The sequence below is a fragment of the Stenotrophomonas sp. 63632_Sma genome (assembly GCF_056482875.1).
The window spans coordinates 2,350,000-2,370,118 of record NZ_CM151220.1 but is presented as its reverse complement, the minus strand read 5'-3'; the positions used below and the strand labels follow the sequence as shown (position 1 = coordinate 2,370,118).

The 20,119-nt window shown below is 65.8% G+C and carries 18 protein-coding genes; 7 read left to right on the top strand and 11 right to left on the bottom strand.

The genetic code is table 11. The features are described 5' to 3' along the window. Positions 1 to 58: 58 nt before the first annotated feature. Positions 59 to 640, bottom strand: a complete 582-nt coding sequence (gene msuE, locus ACZK45_RS11065; RefSeq protein WP_032127268.1) for an FMN reductase — start codon at positions 638 to 640, stop codon at positions 59 to 61. A 176-nt stretch (positions 641 to 816) separates the two neighbouring features. Here msuE and ACZK45_RS11060 point away from each other — a divergent pair, with 176 nt between their 5' ends. Both ACZK45_RS11060 and ACZK45_RS11055 read left to right on the top strand, forming a co-directional pair. Further along, positions 817 to 1,731: a LysR substrate-binding domain-containing protein gene (locus tag ACZK45_RS11060; RefSeq protein WP_478444625.1), complete on the top strand. Its 915-nt coding sequence runs from the start codon at positions 817 to 819 to the stop codon at positions 1,729 to 1,731. Beyond that, entirely contained in the window at positions 1,731 to 2,600 is an 870-nt protein-coding gene (locus tag ACZK45_RS11055) for a methylenetetrahydrofolate reductase (protein WP_197615226.1), read from the top strand. The genes ACZK45_RS11060 and ACZK45_RS11055 overlap by 1 nt, the downstream gene beginning before the upstream one ends. Positions 2,601 to 2,631: 31 nt before the next feature. Here ACZK45_RS11055 and ACZK45_RS11050 read toward each other — a convergent pair whose 3' ends face one another. After that, positions 2,632 to 2,910 carry a hypothetical protein gene (locus tag ACZK45_RS11050; protein WP_012511098.1) on the bottom strand — a complete coding sequence of 93 codons (279 nt, stop codon included), beginning with the start codon at positions 2,908 to 2,910 and terminating at the stop codon, positions 2,632 to 2,634. Between the two features lie 189 nt (positions 2,911 to 3,099). Between ACZK45_RS11050 and ACZK45_RS11045 the strand changes: the two genes are divergently transcribed. Then, positions 3,100 to 3,936, top strand: coding sequence for a S1 family peptidase (locus ACZK45_RS11045; RefSeq protein ID WP_478444624.1), 837 nt, complete (start codon positions 3,100 to 3,102; stop codon positions 3,934 to 3,936). A 96-nt stretch (positions 3,937 to 4,032) separates the two neighbouring features. Then, the gene (locus ACZK45_RS11040; protein WP_478445885.1) at positions 4,033 to 4,554 is read left to right on the top strand and encodes a DUF6622 family protein; all 522 of its coding nucleotides are present in this window, start codon (positions 4,033 to 4,035) and stop codon (positions 4,552 to 4,554) included. A 138-nt stretch (positions 4,555 to 4,692) separates the two neighbouring features. On the opposite strand, the gene ACZK45_RS11035 is transcribed toward ACZK45_RS11040, so the two are convergent. The 5 genes from ACZK45_RS11035 to ptsP all read right to left on the bottom strand — a co-directional run bounded on the left by ACZK45_RS11035 (position 4,693) and on the right by ptsP (position 11,901). Then, positions 4,693 to 5,292 (bottom strand): fasciclin domain-containing protein, encoded by a 600-nt coding sequence (locus ACZK45_RS11035; protein ID WP_198283157.1) that lies wholly within the window; start codon positions 5,290 to 5,292, stop codon positions 4,693 to 4,695. 96 nt (positions 5,293 to 5,388) lie between these two features. Then, positions 5,389 to 6,642, bottom strand: a complete 1,254-nt coding sequence (locus ACZK45_RS11030; RefSeq protein WP_478444623.1) for a carbohydrate porin — start codon at positions 6,640 to 6,642, stop codon at positions 5,389 to 5,391. Between the two features lie 14 nt (positions 6,643 to 6,656). Then, positions 6,657 to 8,363 carry a PTS fructose transporter subunit IIC gene (locus ACZK45_RS11025; protein ID WP_478444622.1) on the bottom strand — a complete coding sequence of 569 codons (1,707 nt, stop codon included), beginning with the start codon at positions 8,361 to 8,363 and terminating at the stop codon, positions 6,657 to 6,659. Positions 8,364 to 8,437: 74 nt separating this feature from the next. Beyond that, complete coding sequence (locus tag ACZK45_RS11020) at positions 8,438 to 9,394, bottom strand: 1-phosphofructokinase family hexose kinase (RefSeq protein ID WP_253143166.1); 957 nt, start codon at positions 9,392 to 9,394, stop codon at positions 8,438 to 8,440. Then, positions 9,391 to 11,901, bottom strand: coding sequence for a phosphoenolpyruvate--protein phosphotransferase (gene ptsP, locus ACZK45_RS11015; protein WP_478444621.1), 2,511 nt, complete (start codon positions 11,899 to 11,901; stop codon positions 9,391 to 9,393). Before ptsP ends, ACZK45_RS11020 begins: the two co-directional genes overlap by 4 nt. A gap of 156 nt (positions 11,902 to 12,057) precedes the next feature. Here ptsP and ACZK45_RS11010 point away from each other — a divergent pair, with 156 nt between their 5' ends. Further along, positions 12,058 to 13,041 (top strand): LacI family DNA-binding transcriptional regulator, encoded by a 984-nt coding sequence (locus ACZK45_RS11010; RefSeq protein WP_346484591.1) that lies wholly within the window; start codon positions 12,058 to 12,060, stop codon positions 13,039 to 13,041. A 145-nt stretch (positions 13,042 to 13,186) separates the two neighbouring features. Here ACZK45_RS11010 and ACZK45_RS11005 read toward each other — a convergent pair whose 3' ends face one another. Beyond that, a complete protein-coding gene (locus ACZK45_RS11005; protein ID WP_478445859.1) occupies positions 13,187 to 14,749 on the bottom strand; it encodes an MFS transporter in 1,563 nt (520 codons plus the stop codon). A gap of 151 nt (positions 14,750 to 14,900) precedes the next feature. Between ACZK45_RS11005 and ACZK45_RS11000 the strand changes: the two genes are divergently transcribed. Together ACZK45_RS11000 and ACZK45_RS10995 are read left to right on the top strand one after the other, a co-directional pair. Then, positions 14,901 to 15,782 (top strand): LysR family transcriptional regulator, encoded by an 882-nt coding sequence (locus ACZK45_RS11000; RefSeq protein ID WP_049401545.1) that lies wholly within the window; start codon positions 14,901 to 14,903, stop codon positions 15,780 to 15,782. 128 nt (positions 15,783 to 15,910) lie between these two features. After that, positions 15,911 to 17,215 (top strand): NADH-quinone oxidoreductase subunit D, encoded by a 1,305-nt coding sequence (locus ACZK45_RS10995; protein WP_478445884.1) that lies wholly within the window; start codon positions 15,911 to 15,913, stop codon positions 17,213 to 17,215. 9 nt (positions 17,216 to 17,224) lie between these two features. On the opposite strand, the gene ACZK45_RS10990 is transcribed toward ACZK45_RS10995, so the two are convergent. The 3 genes from ACZK45_RS10990 to ACZK45_RS10980 all read right to left on the bottom strand — a co-directional run bounded on the left by ACZK45_RS10990 (position 17,225) and on the right by ACZK45_RS10980 (position 20,119). After that, the gene (locus ACZK45_RS10990; protein ID WP_132810136.1) at positions 17,225 to 17,881 is read right to left on the bottom strand and encodes a TetR family transcriptional regulator; all 657 of its coding nucleotides are present in this window, start codon (positions 17,879 to 17,881) and stop codon (positions 17,225 to 17,227) included. 56 nt (positions 17,882 to 17,937) lie between these two features. Beyond that, positions 17,938 to 18,513 carry a TetR/AcrR family transcriptional regulator gene (locus tag ACZK45_RS10985; protein ID WP_478445858.1) on the bottom strand — a complete coding sequence of 192 codons (576 nt, stop codon included), beginning with the start codon at positions 18,511 to 18,513 and terminating at the stop codon, positions 17,938 to 17,940. 76 nt (positions 18,514 to 18,589) lie between these two features. Beyond that, the gene (locus ACZK45_RS10980; RefSeq protein ID WP_153675660.1) at positions 18,590 to 20,119 is read right to left on the bottom strand and encodes a TolC family protein; all 1,530 of its coding nucleotides are present in this window, start codon (positions 20,117 to 20,119) and stop codon (positions 18,590 to 18,592) included.

The window sequence follows — 20,119 nt, the reverse complement described above, 5'->3', positions numbered from 1 at the left end:
GGGCGGCGTTCCGGGTTGCGGGGGTGACATCCGAATGCGGGTCGCTGGCATTCGGCATTCAAAGCACTGCAGCGGTCTCGGCAGTGGCAGGCGCTGCGCGATGGGACAGGGCAAGCAGGGGCAGTGCCCGCTGCACTGCCAGCCGTGCGCGCTGGATCAGGGCCTCGTTGTGCACGCGGCCCTCGGCGAAATCGCGGTCGGTGGCGTAGACGCCGAGGGGCAGGGTGCGCGCCTGGAAGAAGCTGAAGAGCGGCCGCAGCTGATGGTCGATCACCAGTGCGTGGCGCTCGCTGCCGCCGGTGGCGGCCAGCAGGATGGGGGTGTCGACCAGCGCATCCTGGTGGATGAAATCGAAGAAGTGCTTGAACAGGCCGGTGTACGAACCGCGGTAGACCGGCGTGGCCACCACCAGTACGTCTGCCTGTTCAACGGCCACCAGCTGCCGCTCCACAGCCTCGGGCAGCTGCGAGCGCCACAGCGCACCGGCCAACTGCGGCGCCAGTTCGCCCAGCTCGATCAGGTGCGGCTCGCAGGCAACGTCCTCGCCGATCAGGTCCAGCAGGTACTCGGCCAGGGTTGCAGCCCTGGAGGGGCGCTGCAGTCCGCCGGAGACGGCGACGATACGGAGGGGGCGGGTCATCTGTTCGCTTTCAGCAGGAGGGGGAACTCCTTCGGGCGATCTGCGGGGGCGCAGTCCTGCAGGCCGGCGAGGTGACCGGGCTGGCAGGCAACCGAAGGCATGACCCGATCCTAGTCATGCCCTTCCATGACGTAAAATGGTATTACTTCACCAATCCATGAGCGGTATTCATCGTCATGTTGGAACGGATCCACCTCAGCATCGTGCAGCAGGTCGAGCAACGGGCCCCCCGCCCCCCCCCCCCCCGCGTGCCCAACCTGACCCAGTCAGCCCTGAGCCACAGCATGAAGAAGCTGGAGCAGCAGCTCGGCACCGATGTCTGGCTGCGCGAAGGCCGCAGCCTGCGCTTGACCCAGGCCGGGCAGTACCTGCTGGCGGTGGCCAACCGCGTGCTGCCGCAGCTGGACCTGGCCGAGGAGCGCCTGGGCCAGTTCGCACAGGGCGAGCGCGGCGCACTGCGCATCGGCATGGAATGCCATCCCTGCTACCAGTGGCTGCTGAAGATCGTCTCGCCGTACCTGGCCGCCTGGCCGGACGTCGATGTGGACGTAAAGCAGAAGTTCCAGTTCGGCGGTATTGGCGCGCTGTTCGGCTACGAGATCGACCTGCTGGTCACGCCCGATCCGCTGCTGAAGCCGGGCCTGAAGTTCGTGCCCGTGTTCGACTACGAGCAGGTGCTGGTGGTGGCCAGGAATCACGCCCTGGCCAAGGTGGATCACGTAAAGCCGCGCCAGCTCGGCCAGGAAGTGCTGATCAGCTACCCGGTGCCGTTCGAGCGCCTGGACATCTACAACCAGTTCCTGCTGCCGGCCGGCATCACGCCGCGGCGCCACAAGACCATCGAAACCACCGACATCATGATGCAGATGGTGGCCAGCGGCCGTGGCGTGGCCGCGATGCCGCGCTGGCTGGTGGAGGAATATGCCGCACGCATGGACGTGGTGCCGGTGCGCCTGGGGGCGAAGGGCATTCCCAAGCAGATCTACCTGGGTGCGCGTGAGGCCGATACGGGTATCGACTATCTGCAGGCCTTCGTCGAGCTGGCCCGGAACAGCACGCCGATCGCCGGCAATGCAGGCGGAGCCCGTTGATGCCCGCACCTGGATCGCAGCGGACGGAAACCTTCATCGACGCGTTTTCTCTGGAAGTGAGCGCGAAGGCCATGCCGGCACTGCGTGCGGAAGCGGATCGCATCGCTCCGGGAACGACGATCTCGATCCCTTACCTGGCGAGCGAGGACGACGACGCCCGGCTGGCGGCCGCGTGCACGGTGCGCGAACTCGGCTTCGAACCGATGCCCCATCTCTCTGCCCGCCGCATCGGGTCGCGTGCGGCGCTTGCGCGGTTCCTGGAACGCGCCACCAGCGAAGCGGGGGTAGAGAAGTGCCTGCTGATCGCCGGTGATCTTTCCGCGCCCGCAGGGCCGTTTGCCGACAGTACCTCGATCATCGAGACCGGCCTTCTTGAGCGTTACGGCATCAAGGTTGTGGCCATCGGCGGGCATCCGGAAGGCCATCCGGTGATGACCGCCGAGGACCGGTGGCACGTGTTGGAACGCAAATGCCAGGCCATCGAGGCGAGAGGCATGGCACCGCTGATCATCACCCAGTTCGCCTTCGATGCCGATATCGTGCTGGCCTGGCTGGATGCGCTGCGCGCCCGTGGCATCACGGTTCCGGTACTGGTGGGCGTGCCGGGCCCGGCCAGCATTGCGCGGCTGGCGCGCTACGCCGCGATGTGCGGCGTGGGTGCCAGTGCATCGATGCTGGCGCGGTACGGCATCTCGATCGGCCGGCTGCTGGGAACGGCAGGGCCGGAGGTGTTCATGGATCGCCTGCTGAGTGGGCTGACGGACGCCCATGGCCCGGTCAGCCCGCACTTCTTCCCGTTCGGTGGCATTGCGCCATCACTGGGCTGGATAGAGCGGTACCGGCGGCGCACGTCGACCGCCAACGTTTGATGCTCTATCGATGATCGCGTGGCTGGGCCCTTCAGCCCGGCAGTTCGCACTTCATCTTGCCGTCCACGTAGTACGGCTTGGGTACGTTCGGGTTCTCGCTGGTCTTCTCGAAGACCACCTCGAACGAAGCCGCATCGGGCGAGCCCTTGCGGTCGGTGCACGCGTCCTGCAGCTTCTTCTTGACCGCCGCGATGCCCGCATCGCGATTGGCACCGTCGGCGCTGTTGGTCAGGTTCACGGTTTCGGCCGAGGCCAGTGGGCTCAGTGCAAGCAGGCAGCCGGTCAACATCAGGGTGTGCAGCTTGGTCATGGTCATACCTCGTGGGTCTCCAATGAGGTCCCAGCATAGAGGCAGGCTGTTAAAGGCCCGTGGCCGCCCCGGTTTCGGGGCCGGTTCTCCCGCATTCGTCGTCGAACACGTGAGGTTGGTCGGACGTTTTCCCTTCGCGGGAGGTGTTCGGCTAGGCTGCAGCGACTGACCGCAAGGATGACGTCCCCCATGATCCGCTGGCTGTTCCTCGCGCTTGCCGCGCTGCCGCTCGCTGCCGGAGCCGTTGTCATCCGCCACGATGTGGACGATGCCCGATACCGGATCGAGGGATCCGAGTTTCCGGCCCTGGCTGACATGCCGGGCGAAGGGCAGGGCGTTCTGATCGCGCCGCAGTGGGTGCTGACAGCAGCGCATGCCGCGCCGATGGAAGGGATGGGGCAGGCCATCACCATCAACGGCAAGGACTACGGCGTGGAACGTGTGGTCGTGCATCCCGGCTACAGGAGAATGCCCGACGCACTGGGTAAGGAGGCGCTGGCGACGGGGAGCCCGGCGAAGATCCATGCGTTCCTTGCCGGGTCGGATGACATTGCACTGATCCGGCTCGCAGCGCCCGTGAACGATGTGCAGCCCGTGTCGCTCTATCGCGGCAGTGCCGAGGTCACGCAGGTCGCCGCCTTGATCGGAAAGGGCGCCACTGGCAATGGGGCGATTGGACTGGTGCCGGGCGGGCCGCATCGCACATCGCTGCGGCGCGCATACAACGCCATTACCGGTGGCAATGATCGCTACCTCTGGTATCGGTTCGATGCCCCGCCACAGGGCCTCCCACTGGAAGGCGTATTGGGCAACGGCGACAGTGGCGGCCCGCTGGTCATCGGGGAACACGGCGCGTGGCAGCTGGTGGGGCTGGGCTCGTGGATCAGCGCCGTTCCCGAGCATGCTCTTGAAGCCGGCTTCTATGGCCAGGTGGTGCACAACGTGCGGGTATCGCGCTATGTGGGCTGGATCGAGAGCGTCCTGGGCGCGCCCGACTACCGCCGCTCCGTAACACTCGAAGACTGACAGCTGTCACTGGCCGCGGGCCGCGTGATTGCCAATAGTGAGCGCCATGGCGAGGACACCTCGCTACCACTCATCACAAGGGGACCGCTCGTGAACATGCTCCAGCAGATCGTCTCGCAGACACCCGCCTGGGTCTGGCTTCTCCTGGCGTTCCTGGTCACACGCGGCATTGCCGCGATGAAGCCGGGCGAAACGTCACTGCAGAAACTGGCCGTCGTGCCTGCGCTGTTCACCGTCTGGGGCGCCTGGTCGATCAGCCATCGCTATGGAGTGTCCTGGAGCGCCTGGGGCAAGTGGCTGGCCGGCATCGGCACCGGCGCGGCACTGGGGTGGCTGCTGCTGGGCCACGTGAAGCTGACCCTGGATGGCGCCACCGGAACGCTCTGGCGCAACGCGGACTTCAGCCTGCTGCCGCTGCTGCTGATCACCTTCCTGGTGAAGTACGGCTTCGAAGTCGCATTTGCGGTGTCGCCGCCATTGATCGCCAATGCCGGCGCCAGTGCGGCCTACCTGCTGCTGTCAGGGGGCTTCACCGGCCTCTTCATTGGCAAGTACTGCTGCTATCTGGCCTCGTTGCGACTGGACGCGGCGGCGAAAGGGTGGAAAGCGGCAACCTGAACCTCATTTGCGCGTGACGCGTCACGCTAATGCTGGTTTCAGTGGCACGGGCAGGAAGGTGCGCCGCCACTGGCGGGGCCCCCAGCTCAGCATGCTGGTAGCGGGCATCGTTCCGGATGCCCGCTGCCCAAAGCCGCATCATTTCGGCATCAGTACAGTGTCGATCACGTGGATCACGCCATTGGACTGGCCTACATCAGCAATGCTGATGCCCGCTTTGCCTCCCTTGGCATCGATAACCCACAGCTTGCCTTCGTGGAGAGAGATCGTAAGTGGTTCGCCCTGCACGGTCTTCAGCGTCGCCTTCCCGCCATGCTTCCTGGCGTCTGCAACGAGCTGCGCGGAAGTGTAGGTGCCTGGCACCACGTGGTAGGTAAGAATCTTGGTCAGTTGTGCCTTGTTTTCCGGTTTAACCAAGGTGTCGACAGTCCCGGCAGGCAGCTTGTCAAAGGCTGCATTGGTAGGGGCGAAGACGGTGAAGGGACCCGCCCCGTTGAGGGTGTCGACCAGGCCCGCCGCCTTGACTGCGGCGACCAGGGTCGTGTGGTCCTTGGAGTTGATGGCGTTCTCGACGATGGTCTTGGTCGGATACATCGCTGCGCCACCAACCATGACAGTGTTGGCGGCGAAGCTGGAAGAAGCTGCTGAAACAAGGACGGCGAGGCTGACTGCGGCGGAAATTCTCTGGAGAGCGTTCACGGTGCGACCCTCGGATTGGCGCCCGCAATGCGCGGGCATCCTCATTACGGCCCGGGGCGCGGATTGGATGCAGCGGATTCTGCTCCAATCGTTTCGCGCCACGCAGTTCGGCAGGAAGGCCGCCATTGGCTTTGCTTACAGGCTCCAATCAACCCGCATGCCGGCGATCAACGCATTCGGCAGGTCGCGCTGGCGGGCGGGTTCGTTGAACTGGTCCGGATGCACGATGTAGTGCAGGTTCGGTGCGATCCGGAGCTGCGGGGTGAGCTGGATGCCATAGCTCAGTTCCATCATCACCTGGCTCCCGTGCGGCGTGCCGCTACCGCCTGCCGCGGCACGGGCAAGGCGCAGGTCCTCCAAGGCGATGCTGCTGTACTTCTGCTGGGTCACAACGAACGCGATGCTGTCCTGCGGCCGGCCGGCGAACGTGCCTTTCTGCACCACGCCCGCCTGCAGGAAATGATCCTCGATCAGCTGGCCGGAGGTGCCCTTGAGCGCCGCACCGAACAGGGTCAGGCCGCGCCCGGCACCATCCCCGGTGAGTTGCTGCTCGAAGCGGGCGAACACCCCGGAGCGACCACGGCGGTTCGCGTAGTCCTGGCCACTAGGCAGCGCCGGGGTGCCGTTGGCATCGCGCAGCGGATCCAGATAGGTCGAGTTGTCCTGCCAGCCACCGAGTTCGTAGCGGGCTTTCAGTCGTGCCGAAGCAGGGCTGCGCCAACCGAGCGTGTAGGGCACGATCCAGCCGGTGGCCTGACTGGTACTCCATTTCAGGCCGTGCTGGCCGTCCTCGGCCTGGCTGGGATCGACCTGGTAGGCGCCGACGCGCACATAGACATCGGGCGTCACCCAGGCCGTGGCATCGGCCATCCAGCTCGATACCGGCCACCAGGTGAAACTGCTGGTGCGGAACACGTAGGTCGGGTTGCCGCAGGCCGAATTGCCCTGGAAGTACTGGCACAGCTCCGAACCGAGGTGATGGATGTTGGCGACGCTGCGCCCGGCTTCCAGCACCAAACGGTCGTTCAGCAGTTTCTGTTCAAGCGTCAGGTTGGCCAGGCGCGTGCCCTGGCCGCCGTAGATTTCCTGCACCGAGGTGCTGTTGCCGGTACGGCTGTTGTCCAGGTTGGTGCCATGGCGGTTGATGCCGTAGGCCTTGATCGTCGCGCCCCGCCAGCCAAACGCAGCGTTCAGGTTCACGTCGGCACCGAACATCAGCTGGCCGGCATACGCCGTGCCGCCGCGCTTGCCGCCATCGAGCGTGGCGGCTGCCTCGCCGGTGTATGCCAGCTTGGGGGTGAAGACGTCACTCGCGTCGGCGGCTGCGGCCACGGACGGCAGGGCCAGCAGGATCGCTAACGGCAACAGGCGGCGGGAAGGGGAGGTCATGGGCGAGGTTCCGTTTACAGGGTGGGAGCCGTGACCGGCTTCTTGAGGACGCGCAGCGCGACGGCGGTGACGGCCACGCCGGCCACCAATGCCAGCAGGTAGACGCCAAGGTGCGTGACTGCGTTCGGGATCGGCAGCACGAACACGCCACCGTGCGGCACCTTCAGCTCGACGCCTGCGGCCATCGAGATCGCACCGGCCACGGCCGAGCCGAGGATCAGCGCCGGAATGGTGCGCAGCGGATCGCGTGCGGCGTAGGGGATCGCGCCCTCGGTCACGAAGCTGAGACCGAGCACGCCCGCGGCACCGGCGGTGCCGCGCTCCTCGGCGGTGAAGCGGTTGCTGAACAGCCATGTGGCCAACGCGATGCCCAGCGGCGGCGTCATGCCGCCGATCATCGTCGCAGCCATCGGCGTGTAGACCTGGCTGGAAATCAGTGCGGTGGAGAACGCGTAGGAGGCCTTGTTGACCGGCCCGCCCATGTCCACCGCCATCATTCCGCCCAGCAGCAGGCCGAGCAGGATGGCGCTGCTGCCCTGCATGCCGCGCAGCCAGTCGGTCAGCCAGGCCAGCAGCCCGGCGACCGGCGTGCCGATCACGTACATCATCAACAGGCCAACCAGCAGCGTGCCCAGCACTGGCAGGATCAATACCGGCTTGAGGCCTTCCAGGCTGCGCGGCAGGCGCAGCGCACGGTTGATCCAATGCACGCCGTAGCCGGCGATGAAACCGGCCAGGATGCCGCCAATGAAGCCTGCATCCATGTTGACCGCGACCAGGCCGCCGATCATGCCCGGCGCGATGCCCGGGCGATCAGCGATGGAGTAGGCGATGTAACCGGCCAGTGCCGGCACCATCAACATGAAGCCGGACTTGGCACCGATCTGGAACAGCGACCAGGCCAGCGTGCCCTTGTGTGCATCGTCGAAGGCATAGATGCCGCCGAGCGCGAACGCCAGTGCGATCAGCAGGCCGCCGGCAGTAACGAACGGCAGCATGAACGACACGCCGGTCATCAGGTGCTTGTAGGGGCCGGTGGCCCTGGCCTTTTCGGTGGTGCGGCCTGAAGCCGGCGTACCCGCCTGCACGCCGGCCTCGGCCAGCGCCTTGCGGATCAGGTTCTGGCCGTCATTGATCGCCGGCTTGGTGCCGCTCTTGAACAGGCGTTTGCCAGCAAAGCGCGACAGATCGACTTCGCGGTCGGCGGCGATCAGCACCAGGTCGGCGGCAGCGATTTCTTCGTCGCTCAATGCGTCCTGCGCGCCAACCGAGCCCTGGGTTTCCACCCGGATCGCGTGGCCCAGTGCCTTGGCGGCCTGCTGCAACCCTTCGGCTGCCATGAAGGTGTGGGCGATGCCGGTCGGGCAGGAGGTGACGGCGACGATGCGCTTGCCGGCGTCCGCGGTGGGCGCGGTTGCCGACGTCGCGGCAAGCTGCGCCAGCACGGCAAGCGGGTCGTCCAGCACTTCACCGAGGCTGGCGCGTACGACCTGGGCGTTGCCGAAGCGTGCGGCATCCGCCTCGCCGTCACCCACCAGCAGCAGCTGCGTTGCGGCGGCGGCCTGCGTGGCGGGCAGTGCCCCGGTCACGCCCTGGTCGCTGCGGATTTCGATCGCCAGTTCGAGCCCTTGCTGGCGGGCGGCGCGGCGCAGCGCTTCGGCGGCAAGAACCGCCTCGATGCTGCGTTCGCCTGCGGCGATGACTACGGTGGAAGCTTGCATGGGCACTCCTGGAATTCTTCGGGTTCGTCCTTGCAGGAGGGGGCGGGCCAGCCGCAGCACCCTCTGCAGGGGTTTCAATCCAACCGCTCGATCAGTACATCGCCGGTCCACGCGCGCACCTGCGCCGGGTCCAGGCGTCGCGCGTCGCCGCTCTCTAGCCGGCTCATCGAGAACGCCGTTGCCAGTCGGGCGCATCCCGTCAGATCCTGGGAGGGCTCCAGCAATGCGGCGGCAATGCCGGCGACCATGGCATCGCCGGCACCGACCGTGCTGCCGCGTGCCAGTCGCTCTGGTCGCGCGACCAGAGCGCCGCTGCGATCAATGAACAGCGCGCCGTCAGTGCCCATCGAGATCGCTACCAGTGCGACTCCGCGTTCCACCAAGGCCTGGCCCGCAGCCCGCAGGGCGCTGCGATCCGGCAGCGGCGTACCGGTCCAAGCCTCCAGTTCGTGGCGGTTGGGCTTGATCGCGTAGGGCAGTGCGCCCTGTGCGCCGCTCAACGCCGCGGCCAGCGCGTCGCCACTGGTATCCAGCAGTACGCGCGCACCGGCGGCGCTCGCCTGCGCCTGCAGTCTCGCCCATGCATCGGCTGGCAGCCCGGACGGCAGGCTGCCGGACAGCACCACCGGCAGGTCCGGCTGGAGCAGGGCGTCGAGTCGGCGCGATACCGCGTCCAGATCGGCGTCACACAGTGACAGGCCGGGCAGGTTGATGTCGGTGGTCTCGCCGCTGGCCTCTTCGACCAGCTTGATGTTGGTGCGGGTGCGGCCCGCAATGCGCAGGCAAGCGTCTGCGATGCCGCGCTCGGCGAACAACCCGCTGAACACGCCGTCGTTGCCATTGCCGAGCACGCCCATCGCGGTGGTCGGCACGCCCCAATCGGCCAGGCAGGCAGCCACGTTGATGCCCTTGCCGCCGGCGTCGTCGCGCGAGCTGCAGGCACGATGCACCTGTCCCGGATGCAGGTGCGCCAGCCGCACGGTCTGGTCGATCGCCGGGTTCAGAGTAACGGTGAGGGCCTGGGCGCTCATGCGTGCGCTCCATCAAGGGCACGCACCTGCTCGGCGGTTTCGCAGTCCAGCGCGGTGTTGGCCAGTGCTTGCAGATCGGTCAGCGCGTTGCCACGCAGGCGCGCCTTCACTGCCGGAATGTCGTTCGGGGTCATCGACAGTTCGTCCACGCCCAGGCCGGCCAGCAGCATTGCACCAAAGGGATCGCCGGCCAGGCCGCCGCAGACGCCAACCCAGCGCCCATGCAGGCGTGCACCTTCCACAGTGGCGCGGATCGCGCGCAGCACGGCCGGGTGCAGGCTGTCGGCCTCGGCGGCGAGTTCCGGGTTCTGGCGGTCGATCGCCAGCACGTACTGGGTCAGGTCGTTGGTGCCGATCGAGAAGAAGTCGGCATGGCGCGCCAGTACATCGCTCTGGGCTGCTGCGGCAGGGACTTCAATCATGATCCCGATCGGCACTTCGGGTGCCTCAAGCGCGGCGCGCAACCGTTCGCAGATGGCGCGCAGCGCGATCAGCTCGGGCACCGAGGTGATCATCGGAAACATGATGGACAGGCGTGCGCCGTCCTTCGCCGCGCGATACAGCGCACGCAGCTGTGGTTCCAGCAGGTCGGGGCGGCGCAGCAGCAGGCGCGCGCCACGCACGCCGAGGAACGGATTTTCCTCGCGTGGCAGCTCCAGGTGGGCGACCTGCTTGTCGCCACCGATATCGAGCGCGCGCAAGATCAGCGGGCGGCCGTCGAGTGCCTTGGCCATCGCCACGTACGTGGCGTACTGCTCCTCCTCGCTGGGCGTGCTCCCGCGCTCGAGGAACAGGAATTCGGTGCGCATCAGGCCGACGCCTTCCGCGCCTTGCTCCAGTGCCAGCGGCACCTGCTCGGGCAGGTTGACGTTGGCGCCGATGTCGATGCGGTGGCCGTCAGGGGTCTGTGCCGGCTGCGCGCGTTGCGCCGCTTCACGCTCGCGGATCTGCTGCTGTTCGGCGATCCACGCACGTGCCGAGGCGAGATCGGCCTCGGACGGAGACAGATAGAGGCGCCCGCTGCTGCCATCGATGATCGCCTCGCTCCCCGCGCTGATCGTCAGCAGCTCTGCGCCAGCGGCGACCAGCGCCGGCAGGCCCAACGTGCGCGAGAGGATCGCGGTGTGCGAGGTCGGCCCGCCCAGCGTGGTGGCGAGGCCGAGCACGCGACCGGTGTCGAGGTTGGCCGTGTCGGACGGCGACAGATCAGCAGCGAGCAGGATGCAAGGATGTGCAGGCAGGTCGGCAATGCCGCCACCCGCCGCGGACGGATCAAGCTGTACCAGTACGCGCCGGCCCACGTCACGCAGGTCGGCGGCGCGCGCGGCCAGCACCGGGTTGCCCAGTGCCGCCAGGCCGGAGGCGATCTGCTCGATGGCCTGGTGCCAGGACCACGCAACGCCATGGCCTTCGACCATCAGCTGGCAGGTACGGGTAATCAGATCGGTGTCGTCGAGCAGCGCGGCCTGCGCCTTGAAGATTGCCGCATCCGAGGCGCCGAGCCGGCGCTGGGTGTCGTCCTGCAGTGCGGCCAGTTGTTGGCGGGTGCGGCTGAGCGCGTCCTGCAGGCGCGCGCCGCCTTCGCCGAGCGGGGTGGGGCGGTCGGCGACCTCTGCCCGCGTGCTGGCCAGTACATGCACCGGGCCAATCGCCAGGCCAGGGCTGGCGCCGATGCCGACGATCGCCGCCTGTGCGTCAGGCGGATTCCAGCCCGCAACCGGCGCGGCCTTGCGCTGCGCCGCGCGCTCGGCATCGGCCTTTTCCTGCGCAATCAGCCCGTCCATGACCTTACGCAGCGCGGCCAGCAGGGCTGGGGCATCGGCGCCCTCGGCAGACACGCTGACCGCGTCGCCATGGCGCAACCCGAGCTGCAGCAGCGCCACCAGGCTTTTGGCATCCGCAGCCTGATCGCCCGCACGGACCTGTGCGCGGGCCGCGAAGCTGCGCGCCGTCTCGGCCCAGCGCGTGGCCGGGCGTGCGTGCAGCCCGTTGGGATAGGCGATGTTCCAGTCGAAACGGTCGGCCAGGTCAGTCACCGGCACATTGGGGGCCGTGGTCGCAACATCGCCGGTCAGCGCGCTGATGATCTCGCTCGCATCTGCCGTGGTGAACAGGCGCTGCAGCGTTGCGTCATCCTGGATCAGTCGGGTCAGCCGGCGCAGCAGGGTGATGTGGGTATCGGACTGGGCGGCAATGCCGACCACCAGGCGGGTGACCTGACCCGGATTCCACTCCACGCCTTCCGGAAACTGCAGCACGGCAATGCCATCGCGGCGCACCAGGTGACGGTCCTCGCCCAATCCGTGCGGAATGGCCACGCCATGGCCGAGGAAGGTGTTCGCCAACACCTCACGACGCCCCATGCTGGCCTCGTAACCGGGCGCAACGCAGCCGGCGGCGACCAGCATCTGCGCCACCTGGGCAATGGCGTCGGCCTTGTCGAGCGCCCGCGCATCCAGGCGGATCAGTTCCCGGCTGACGGGGGCAGGGGTGGTCAAGGGCTGCAAGGCGGGCTCCGGGAAGGGGGTGCTGTGGCGTATTGGGAACGTTCCCAGTTCCTATTTCAATGTGCACTGCACAAAAAGCCAATAGTCCTTTGGCGTTAGCATTGTCCTGAATGGCCATCCGGCCTCGAGCAGCGAAAGTTTCCGGGAACGGTTCCAATGAGCATCAGCATCAACGACGTCGCGCGCGTGGCGGGGGTCTCCAAGTCCACGGTGTCGCGCGTGCTCGGCGGCGGCCCGGTCAGCGAGGCCGTGCGTGGCCGGGTGGAGGCGGCGATCCGCCAGACCGGCTATCACCCCAACCTGCAGGCACGGCGCCTGCGTGCCCGGCACACCGGCATCATCGGGCTGATCGTGGCGGACATCCGCAACCCGTTCTTCACGGCGCTGATCCGAGCGGTGGAGGAGGTTGCCTATCGTGAAGGCCTGCGCGTCACCCTCTGCAACACCGACGAGGACCCCGAGCGCGAGGCGCTGTATCTGCAGTTGATGCACGAGGAGCGCATCAGTGGACTGATCTTCGCGCCCACCCGGACCACGGTGGGCCGGCTGGAGCGGCTCACACTGGACTATCCCACGGTGCTGGTGGACCGCGCCGCACCCGGCGGGTCGATCGACAGCGTGGTGCTCGACAATCCGGCCGCGATGGCGGGCCTGGTCGAGCATCTGGTCGCGCGTGGCTATCGCCGCATCGGCGGCCTGTTCGGCAGCACCAGCACCACGGCGGCCGAGCGTCGCGACGGCTATCTCGCTGCGATGCGTACGCATGGGCTGGAGCCGGATTATCGCGAGGTTGAGCCCACGGCTGAAGCGGCCATTGCAACGGTCGAACAGTGGCTGGCTGGCCCATCGCGGCCGGAGGCGCTGGTCGCCAGCAACAGCCTGCTGCTCATGGGAGCGTTGAAGGCCGCCCGCAGTGCAGGCCTGGCAATTCCGGACGCGCTGGCGCTGGCGGGCTTTGACAACGAACGCTGGACCGAACTGGTCGAGCCGGGCATCACCGTGATCGAACAGCCGGTCGAAGAGATGGGGCGCGCAGCGATGTCGCTGTTGCTTGAGCGCCTGCGCGCGCCGGAGCTGCCGGTACGCCGGCTGGTGATGACCGGCCGGTGCGTGGTGAGGGGATCAACGGCCTTGCGATGACCTCGCGGCTGTTTGCGGCCGTCCATCGATGGATACCCTCGCGTATATGTGGGTCATGGCTGCTCCTTCGCCCGGCCCCATTCCGCCGATGAACGTGGCCAGTTTTACGAACAGGCGTCGCACGCATGGGCGCAGCATGTTCAGCTCAATCCTCAGACGTCGTCTGGCAGTTTCGATTCCTGGCGGACGATGTGATCCCGGGATGACCGCCCCGGAACGTAAGCGCACTGACAACGGCCAGGGCGCAGGCACAAGCGCCCGCGTAAACCATGGCCAGTCGGTAGCCGAAAAGCAGCGACTGATGCGCTACGTCAAGGGACACTGCCTGGCCAGTGGCCGCCAGCTCATCCAGGTGCGCAGTACCTGCGGACAACCCCTCCGCAAGCGACCGCAGATGCGAAGGGTCACCGCCGGGCAGGTTCGTTTCAAGTGCGTAGTAAGTACCTTTCACCAGAATCAACCCCACCACCGCGATGTTGATGGCCAGACTGATGAATCTGGCACTGGTGTCCATGCCGGATGCCATGCCGGCGCGATCGCTGGGCACGGAACTGGTCGTCGTGTTGGTGATGGGCGTATTGATCACGCCCAGGCCCGAGCCTGCAAGAATGCAGCCTGGCAGCAGGGTCAACCAGCTCGCGTTTTCCGCGCCTGCACCGATCGCCATCATGAGCATCCCGCCGCCCATGGCAAACATCCCAGCGGGGACCACGCGCTCAGGCCCGAAGCGCACAGCGAGACGCTCGCCATAAGGCGGCAGCAGCAGCGACGGCAAAGTGTATGCCAGGACAGACAGGCCGGTCGCGATGCTTGAGTAGCCAAGTCCGTGCTGGAAGAACAGTGGCAGGTACACCATCAGTGGCCAGAAACTGAAGTTCATGCCCATCGAGCCCAGCAATGCGCCGGAGAAGCGCCGATTGCCGAAGATGGAAAAATCGAACATCGGGTCCGGCGCCCTGCGCTCGACCGCGATGAATACCGCCAGGCTGATGACGGCAACCAGAGCGGCCACCATGGAAGAGGCGCTTGCAAGGCCTGCAGGAATGCCCTGGGTGATGTACCAGGTGAAGGAAAAGACGGCCACTGACAGCGAGACGATTCCTGCAAGGTCCAGTTTCCGCTGGCTTGGCGCCCACGATTCCCGGATGCCCAGAACGGCGAGAGCCGTCGCGCCCACTGCCAGGGGCGCATGCACCAGGAACACCCAGCTCCAGCTGCTGATGACAACAACGCCAGCACCAATGACCGGCCCGAAACCCAGCCCTATGCCAAAGACCACGCCCCAGATGCCAAAGGCCTTGGCGCGCTGTGCGGAGTCACTGAACTGATGGGAAAGCACTGTAAACACGCAGACCAGCATTGCGCCTCCCGCCGCACCCTGCAGCGATCGAGCCACGATCAACGCCGTTCCGCTTCGAGCAAGACCGCAGGCCAGGGATGTGATGCCGAACAGCAACAGGCTGATCACGAAGATGCGCTTGCGCCCGTACCGATCCGCCAGTGCGCCAGCGGCCATCAGCACCGTCGTGCAGGCGAGGGTGTAGGCATTCATGATCCACTGCAGGCCGCTGAAGCTGCTGCCAAGCTCTGTCTCCAGAATCGGCAGGATGACCGGCACGCTGGAGATTTCCAGCCCGAACATCAGGGAAGCCAAGCACGCCGCAGAAAGCGTCAGGCGGTCTCGAGCAGCAGATGAAAGGGAAGTCATGGGTCTCCTCAGGCAGGTCCGGGATCTGGCGCACTGCCGGGTCGACTGCAGCTGCGCGTTTCAAGTGAGCGGCCATCTTGGAGGGACTTCCATGATGATAAAAATGATTTGATTTAATAGAATTGATCAATCCTCATCATGGATTGCCCCGGTGTTCTTTGACCCCGACCTGCTGCGCGCCTTTGTCGCCGTCGTAGAGACCGGCGGCTTCACCAAGGCGGGTGAGCGCATGAACCTCAGCCAGTCCGCCATCAGCCACCAGATCCGGAAGCTGGAAGAGCAGGCGGGCAGCGCCTTGCTGAAACGGACCACGAGAAGCGTGACTCTCACCGAAGACGGCGAAGACTTCCTGCGACATGCCAAGCAGATTCTTGCTGCCCAGAGCCTGCTGGTTCGCCGGTTCCAGAGGGCTCCCGTTACCGGGGCAGTGCGCCTGGGTGTGCCGGAGACCTATGCCGGCGACCGGCTGACCGCAATGCTGTCGCGCTTCTCCCGCAGGTTCCCCGCGGTGCGGCTGGATGTAGCCGTGGAGTCCTATGGGGCGCTGAACGAACAGATACAGGCGGGAACACTTGATCTGGCGGTGAACCTGTTCCTGCGGGAGGACGTTGAGTGGCCGGTTCTGAGGCGGACACGTTTCGTCTGGGCCATCGGTTCGGGATTTGAGCACGAACCGGAAAAGACGCTGCCACTAGCACTCGCGCCCAGCCCGTGCATGCACCGCGACGTGTGCATCGGAGCACTTGTTGAAGCCGGCCTGGAATGGCGCGTCACCTTTACCTCGGCGAACCAGCAGGGCCTGCGATCAGCTGCAAAGTCCGGGCTCGCCATCACTGTCGCTCTTCAGGATGACATCCAGGATGGCCTGATGATTGCGGGCAGTGGACTGGGCCTTCCTGTGCTCCCCGCAGCGAGCTTCCGGCTGATGCGCAGTGCAGCCGTGCGGACGCCTGCGATCGAAGCGTTGGAGGAACAATTGCTTCGCGCAGGCGATGGCGCGTGTTCGGTCCGCGCACTCAGCGCGGTGGGCTGAAGCGCAGCGCACGCACATTCCAGACCAAGCAGTCCATAACCGGCCTTCCACGTCGAAGTAGCATCGACGTTTGGAGCATTGAGCACTTCCGCTGAATGCGTTCGGTCTACGGAAGCTATTGGATGAACATGAAGCGGACGACGGCGGGCGGCCCCGCTCCCGTGCGCGGTGATCGGCGGGATACCGAGATCCGGAACTACGTGATGAACCTCGGCCCCCAACATCCTGCGGCACATGGGGTACTGCGCCTTGTGCTTGAGATGGATGGCGAGACCGTTGTGCGCGCGGATCCGCATGTGGGCCTGCTGCACCGGGGTACCGAGAAGCTGGCGGAGTCCAAGCCCTTCAACCAGTCCATCGGCTACATGGATCGGCTGGACTACGTATCCATGATGTGCAATGAACATGCCTACGTACGTGCGATTGAAACCCTTCTGGGAATCGAGGCGCCCATCAGGGCACAGTACATCCGCACGATGTTCGATGAGATCACCCGTATCCTCAATCACCTCATGAACATCGGAACGGGCGCGCTGGACCTGGGCGCCATGGCCGTGATGCTCTATGCATTCCGGGAACGCGAAGAGCTGATGGACTGCTACGAGGCGGTATCCGGCGCTCGAATGCATGCCACGTATTACCGGCCCGGCGGTGTGTACCGTGATCTGCCTGACCAGATGCCGAAGTACAAGGAGTCACGCTGGAAGAAGGGGAAGGAGCTGCGGCGGCTGAACGCCGCGAGAGAAGGGTCGCTGCTCGATTTCATCGAGAATTTCACCCGCGAGTTCCCGAACCGCATTGATGAGTACGAAACCCTGCTCACCGACAACAGAATCTGGAAGCAGCGCACGGTGGGCATTGGCGTTGTGAGCCCGCAGCAGGCCATGGACTGGGGCATGACCGGGGTGATGCTGAGAGGCTCGGGCGTGGCATGGGATCTGAGGAAGAAGCGCCCCTACGCGAAGTACGATGCCGTTGACTTCGACATTCCGGTCGGCACCGCCGGTGACTGCTATGACCGCTACCTGTGCCGGGTCGCGGAGATGCGACAGTCCAACCACATCATGAGGCAATGTGTCGACTGGCTTCGCGCCAACCCCGGCCCGGTGATGCTCCACAACTTCAAGGTGGCGCCGCCGTCCCGGCAGGAGATGAAGTCCGACATGGAAGCGCTGATCCATCACTTCAAGCTCTTCAGTGAGGGCTACCAGGTGCCGGCAGGTGAAACCTACGCAGCGGTCGAGGCGCCCAAGGGCGAGTTCGGTTGCTACCTGATCTCCGATGGCGCCAACAAGCCGTTCCGGGTGCACCTGCGTGCTCCCGGCTTCGCTCATCTCTCTTCTCTGGATGAAATCGTCAGGGGCCACATGCTGGCGGATGTCGTCGCCATGATTGGCACCTACGACATTGTATTCGGCGAAGTGGATCGATGAGGAACCGGGTCAGCCCACACATGGGCTGAGCCACGCTCCGGCGGCCGCGAAGGGAACAGCCATGTGCAGCCTGAGTAGGTCTTCCACGGTGCGTGCCCCGCCCATCTCCAGGTCGAGAATGCCGGGCTCCAGGATTGATCCCAGCAGAACACCGACCGCGATCGCATGAAGGCTGCGCGCCGCAGTGGCTGTATCAACGCCCTCACGGAGCTGGCCCAGTGCTCCTGCACGCTGGTATACAAGCTCCAGCATGCGGACCTCCGGCATCGCGCACGCCGCGAGCACGTCGCCTATGCCGCCCAGCTCATGTGATGCACCAGAGCGCAGCAGAAGCTCAACCGTTCGGCGAACGCGTGGGGTGCGGCGCGTGTGATCAAAGACCCTGACCAGGTCCGCAAACAGAAGCTTGAACGGGTCATTACACTGCCGGATGGCGGCTTCCCGCAGTCCTTCGGGTGCATCTGGCCGCCCTCGCGCGGAAAGTTCACCCAGCAGGTTCTGACGGGACCCGAAGTGCCAGTAGATCGCGCCGCGCGAATAGCCGCACTCGGTGGCGATCAGCTCCAGCGTGGCGCCGGCGGGCCCATGGCGCAGCAGGCACACCAGTGCGGCATCGAGGATCCTCTCACGCGTGGCGTGTGCGTCCTCCCTGGTTCTTCTAGCCATGGCACGGTTGCATCCCTGCTGTTCGATGAGCGCCCGGCCGCGCGTTCTGATCGTCCTTAGACAAGGCGATGGGACGGACCGTGGCCACAGCGCTGCACCGGGATCTGCGGCGTTTGAATGTCGATCTTCGGTTCATTGGCTGGGGCAGGGCAGGACAGTGAGCCAAGCCACAGACCATCGGCGGCGAGACGCGCAGACCTCAGCGCGGGATCGTCGGCCTCGGACGGCTCGGTGGCCAGCTTCTTCTTCATCCACTCGATCCACTGCGACGCGGATACCTGGGTCAGGTCCAGGCGGATGATCAGGGCCGAGAGCATTGCAACGTCGTGCCGCCTGCAGCCCTCGACCACCGATTCCACGTAGGCGTGGGTGAATGCGCCGGGGCGGAGCCCGTTGGCACGCATTCTCCGTTCCACATCCTGATTGAAGTTCTGCAGCCAGCACGAGAAAGTGGCGTCGATGAGATCCTGCTTGCAGTAGAAGTGATGGAACATCGCGCCACGGCTGACGCCCGAGCATTCGAGAATCTCACTGACGGTCACCGAAGACCGACCATTGCGGACGATAAGCGCTGCCGTTTCGCGGATGAGTATGCCGGGCACACGCACGGACGAACTGTGGGTAGCGTTCAAGAGAGTTTTCCTCATGTAGCGGGCGACGAACGATCCGCCAGGCCGGTACGGCCTGGCGGGTTGCCGTTCGAGCCAGTCAGTGATGCGCCGCGGATGCTTCGCTTTCGGCGCTCTTCCGGGAAGCGATGGGCCTGCCGATTTCAATCTCAGGGTCCCCCTTCTCGGGCTGCCATGCCCCCAGCGCCAGCTGCACCTGCACGTGGGCCATCAGCAGCCCGGCCTGTGCCGCCGCAAGCTCTCTGCGCGCCTTTTCGTGCAGCGCCTGCTGCTGCAGGCCGGCATCCTTCGGCTCGATTCCGGCGTCCACGCGGGAAGAGGCATAGGCCGAAGATCTGCTGCTGAGTGCCTCGGCATTTACCGCCTGCTGCATCCTGACCTGGGAACTCGTCCACGCATGCAGGGAGTCCTCACTCTCCTTCAGCGCCGTCAGCACGGTCTGCTCGAAGGCATGCCAGTTCTGATCACTGCCGGCGCGAGCGGCTTCCTCCCTGGCCTTCTTCCGGCCAAAGCTCAGCCACTCCCACTGAAGCTCCGGGCCGGCCGAGAAGCGCTTTGCACTGGAATCGCCCAGCGAACCGAACGGTGCAAGGATGCCGCCGAAAACATTCAGCGTGAGGCGCGGAAGGTGCGCGCGCTCGGCGAGTACGACGTTGCCAAGGCTTGCTCGCAGTAGTGCATCGGCCTTGGCGACGTCCGGCCGCCGCGCCAGGAGGTCGGTCGGCTGCGCAAGCGATGCAAGATCCGGTGGGGCCGGCAGTGGAGCCGGGGCCAGCAACGCCTCCCAGGCGTCATCCTGCGCGGTCGGCGGGCGGCCCGCAAGAACCGCCAATGCGGCCCTGTCCGCCTGCAGCCGGGTAGCGGTTGCCGCCTCCTGCGCCACCAGCTCGGCATGTTCGGATTCGACCGCAAGTGCCTCCCTGCGATCGACCAGCCCGGCCGCATACCGTGCCTTCACACGCACAACGCGCGCCTTGCTCAGCTCAACCTCCCGCTCAAGAGAGGCCAGGTTGATCTGGTCCATCCTGAGCAGGAAGTAGTTCTTCGCAACCTCGGCCTGGAGCACTGCGGCAGCTGATCTCGCGTCAGCCGCCGCCGCATCGGCCTTGCGATCGGCCATGGCTGCGGCGGTGCCAATGCGCCCAAACAGATCCAGCTCCCAGGAGAACATCTGTCCGGCGGACAGCAGCCTCTGGGAAGGGGGGCGGGGAAGATCCTGGCGATAGGGATCCGCTTCGATCTGGGCGGACTGCATGGCTTCGGCCTTGACCTGCAGCGCACCGCTCGGCAGATAGTCCTTGCGCGCCGCGCCTGCCAGCGCCCGCGCTTCCACCACGGCGGCAAGGGCAGACTTCAGGTCATGATTCCCGCGCATGGCCAGGCTGACCAGTGCATCCAAGTTGGGGTCGGAGAAGTCCTTCCACCATTGCCTGTTGGGCGTCCCGGGCAGCACATCCGCATCCAGCGCCGCCGGCGTGGGTGCCTGGCCCACATGATGCCGGGCTGCGGCGTCAGGGATCCCGGTCCTGGGGGCCACAGAGGCGCAGCCAGAAGACAGGGCCACAAGCACAGCAATCGACAGGCAGGCAACTCGGTTTCCAATAGCCAT

Excerpts from the sequence above, each read along its gene's own strand:
- msuE (WP_032127268.1), bottom strand. The coding sequence starts at position 640 with ATGACCCGCCCCCTCCGTATCGTCGCCGTCTCCGGCGGACTGCAGCGC.
- ACZK45_RS11060 (WP_478444625.1), top strand. The coding sequence starts at position 817 with ATGTTGGAACGGATCCACCTCAGCATCGTGCAGCAGGTCGAGCAACGG.
- ACZK45_RS11055 (WP_197615226.1), top strand. The coding sequence starts at position 1,731 with ATGCCCGCACCTGGATCGCAGCGGACGGAAACCTTCATCGACGCGTTT.
- ACZK45_RS11050 (WP_012511098.1), bottom strand. The coding sequence starts at position 2,910 with ATGACCAAGCTGCACACCCTGATGTTGACCGGCTGCCTGCTTGCACTG.
- ACZK45_RS11045 (WP_478444624.1), top strand. The coding sequence starts at position 3,100 with ATGATCCGCTGGCTGTTCCTCGCGCTTGCCGCGCTGCCGCTCGCTGCC.
- ACZK45_RS11040 (WP_478445885.1), top strand. The coding sequence starts at position 4,033 with ATGCTCCAGCAGATCGTCTCGCAGACACCCGCCTGGGTCTGGCTTCTC.
- ACZK45_RS11035 (WP_198283157.1), bottom strand. The coding sequence starts at position 5,292 with ATGCCCGCGCATTGCGGGCGCCAATCCGAGGGTCGCACCGTGAACGCT.
- ACZK45_RS11030 (WP_478444623.1), bottom strand. The coding sequence starts at position 6,642 with ATGACCTCCCCTTCCCGCCGCCTGTTGCCGTTAGCGATCCTGCTGGCC.
- ACZK45_RS11025 (WP_478444622.1), bottom strand. The coding sequence starts at position 8,363 with ATGCAAGCTTCCACCGTAGTCATCGCCGCAGGCGAACGCAGCATCGAG.
- ACZK45_RS11020 (WP_253143166.1), bottom strand. The coding sequence starts at position 9,394 with ATGAGCGCCCAGGCCCTCACCGTTACTCTGAACCCGGCGATCGACCAG.
- ACZK45_RS11010 (WP_346484591.1), top strand. The coding sequence starts at position 12,058 with ATGAGCATCAGCATCAACGACGTCGCGCGCGTGGCGGGGGTCTCCAAG.
- ACZK45_RS11005 (WP_478445859.1), bottom strand. The coding sequence starts at position 14,749 with ATGACTTCCCTTTCATCTGCTGCTCGAGACCGCCTGACGCTTTCTGCG.
- ACZK45_RS10995 (WP_478445884.1), top strand. The coding sequence starts at position 15,911 with ATGAAGCGGACGACGGCGGGCGGCCCCGCTCCCGTGCGCGGTGATCGG.
- ACZK45_RS10990 (WP_132810136.1), bottom strand. The coding sequence starts at position 17,881 with ATGGCTAGAAGAACCAGGGAGGACGCACACGCCACGCGTGAGAGGATC.
- ACZK45_RS10980 (WP_153675660.1), bottom strand. The coding sequence starts at position 20,119 with ATGGCTATTGGAAACCGAGTTGCCTGCCTGTCGATTGCTGTGCTTGTG.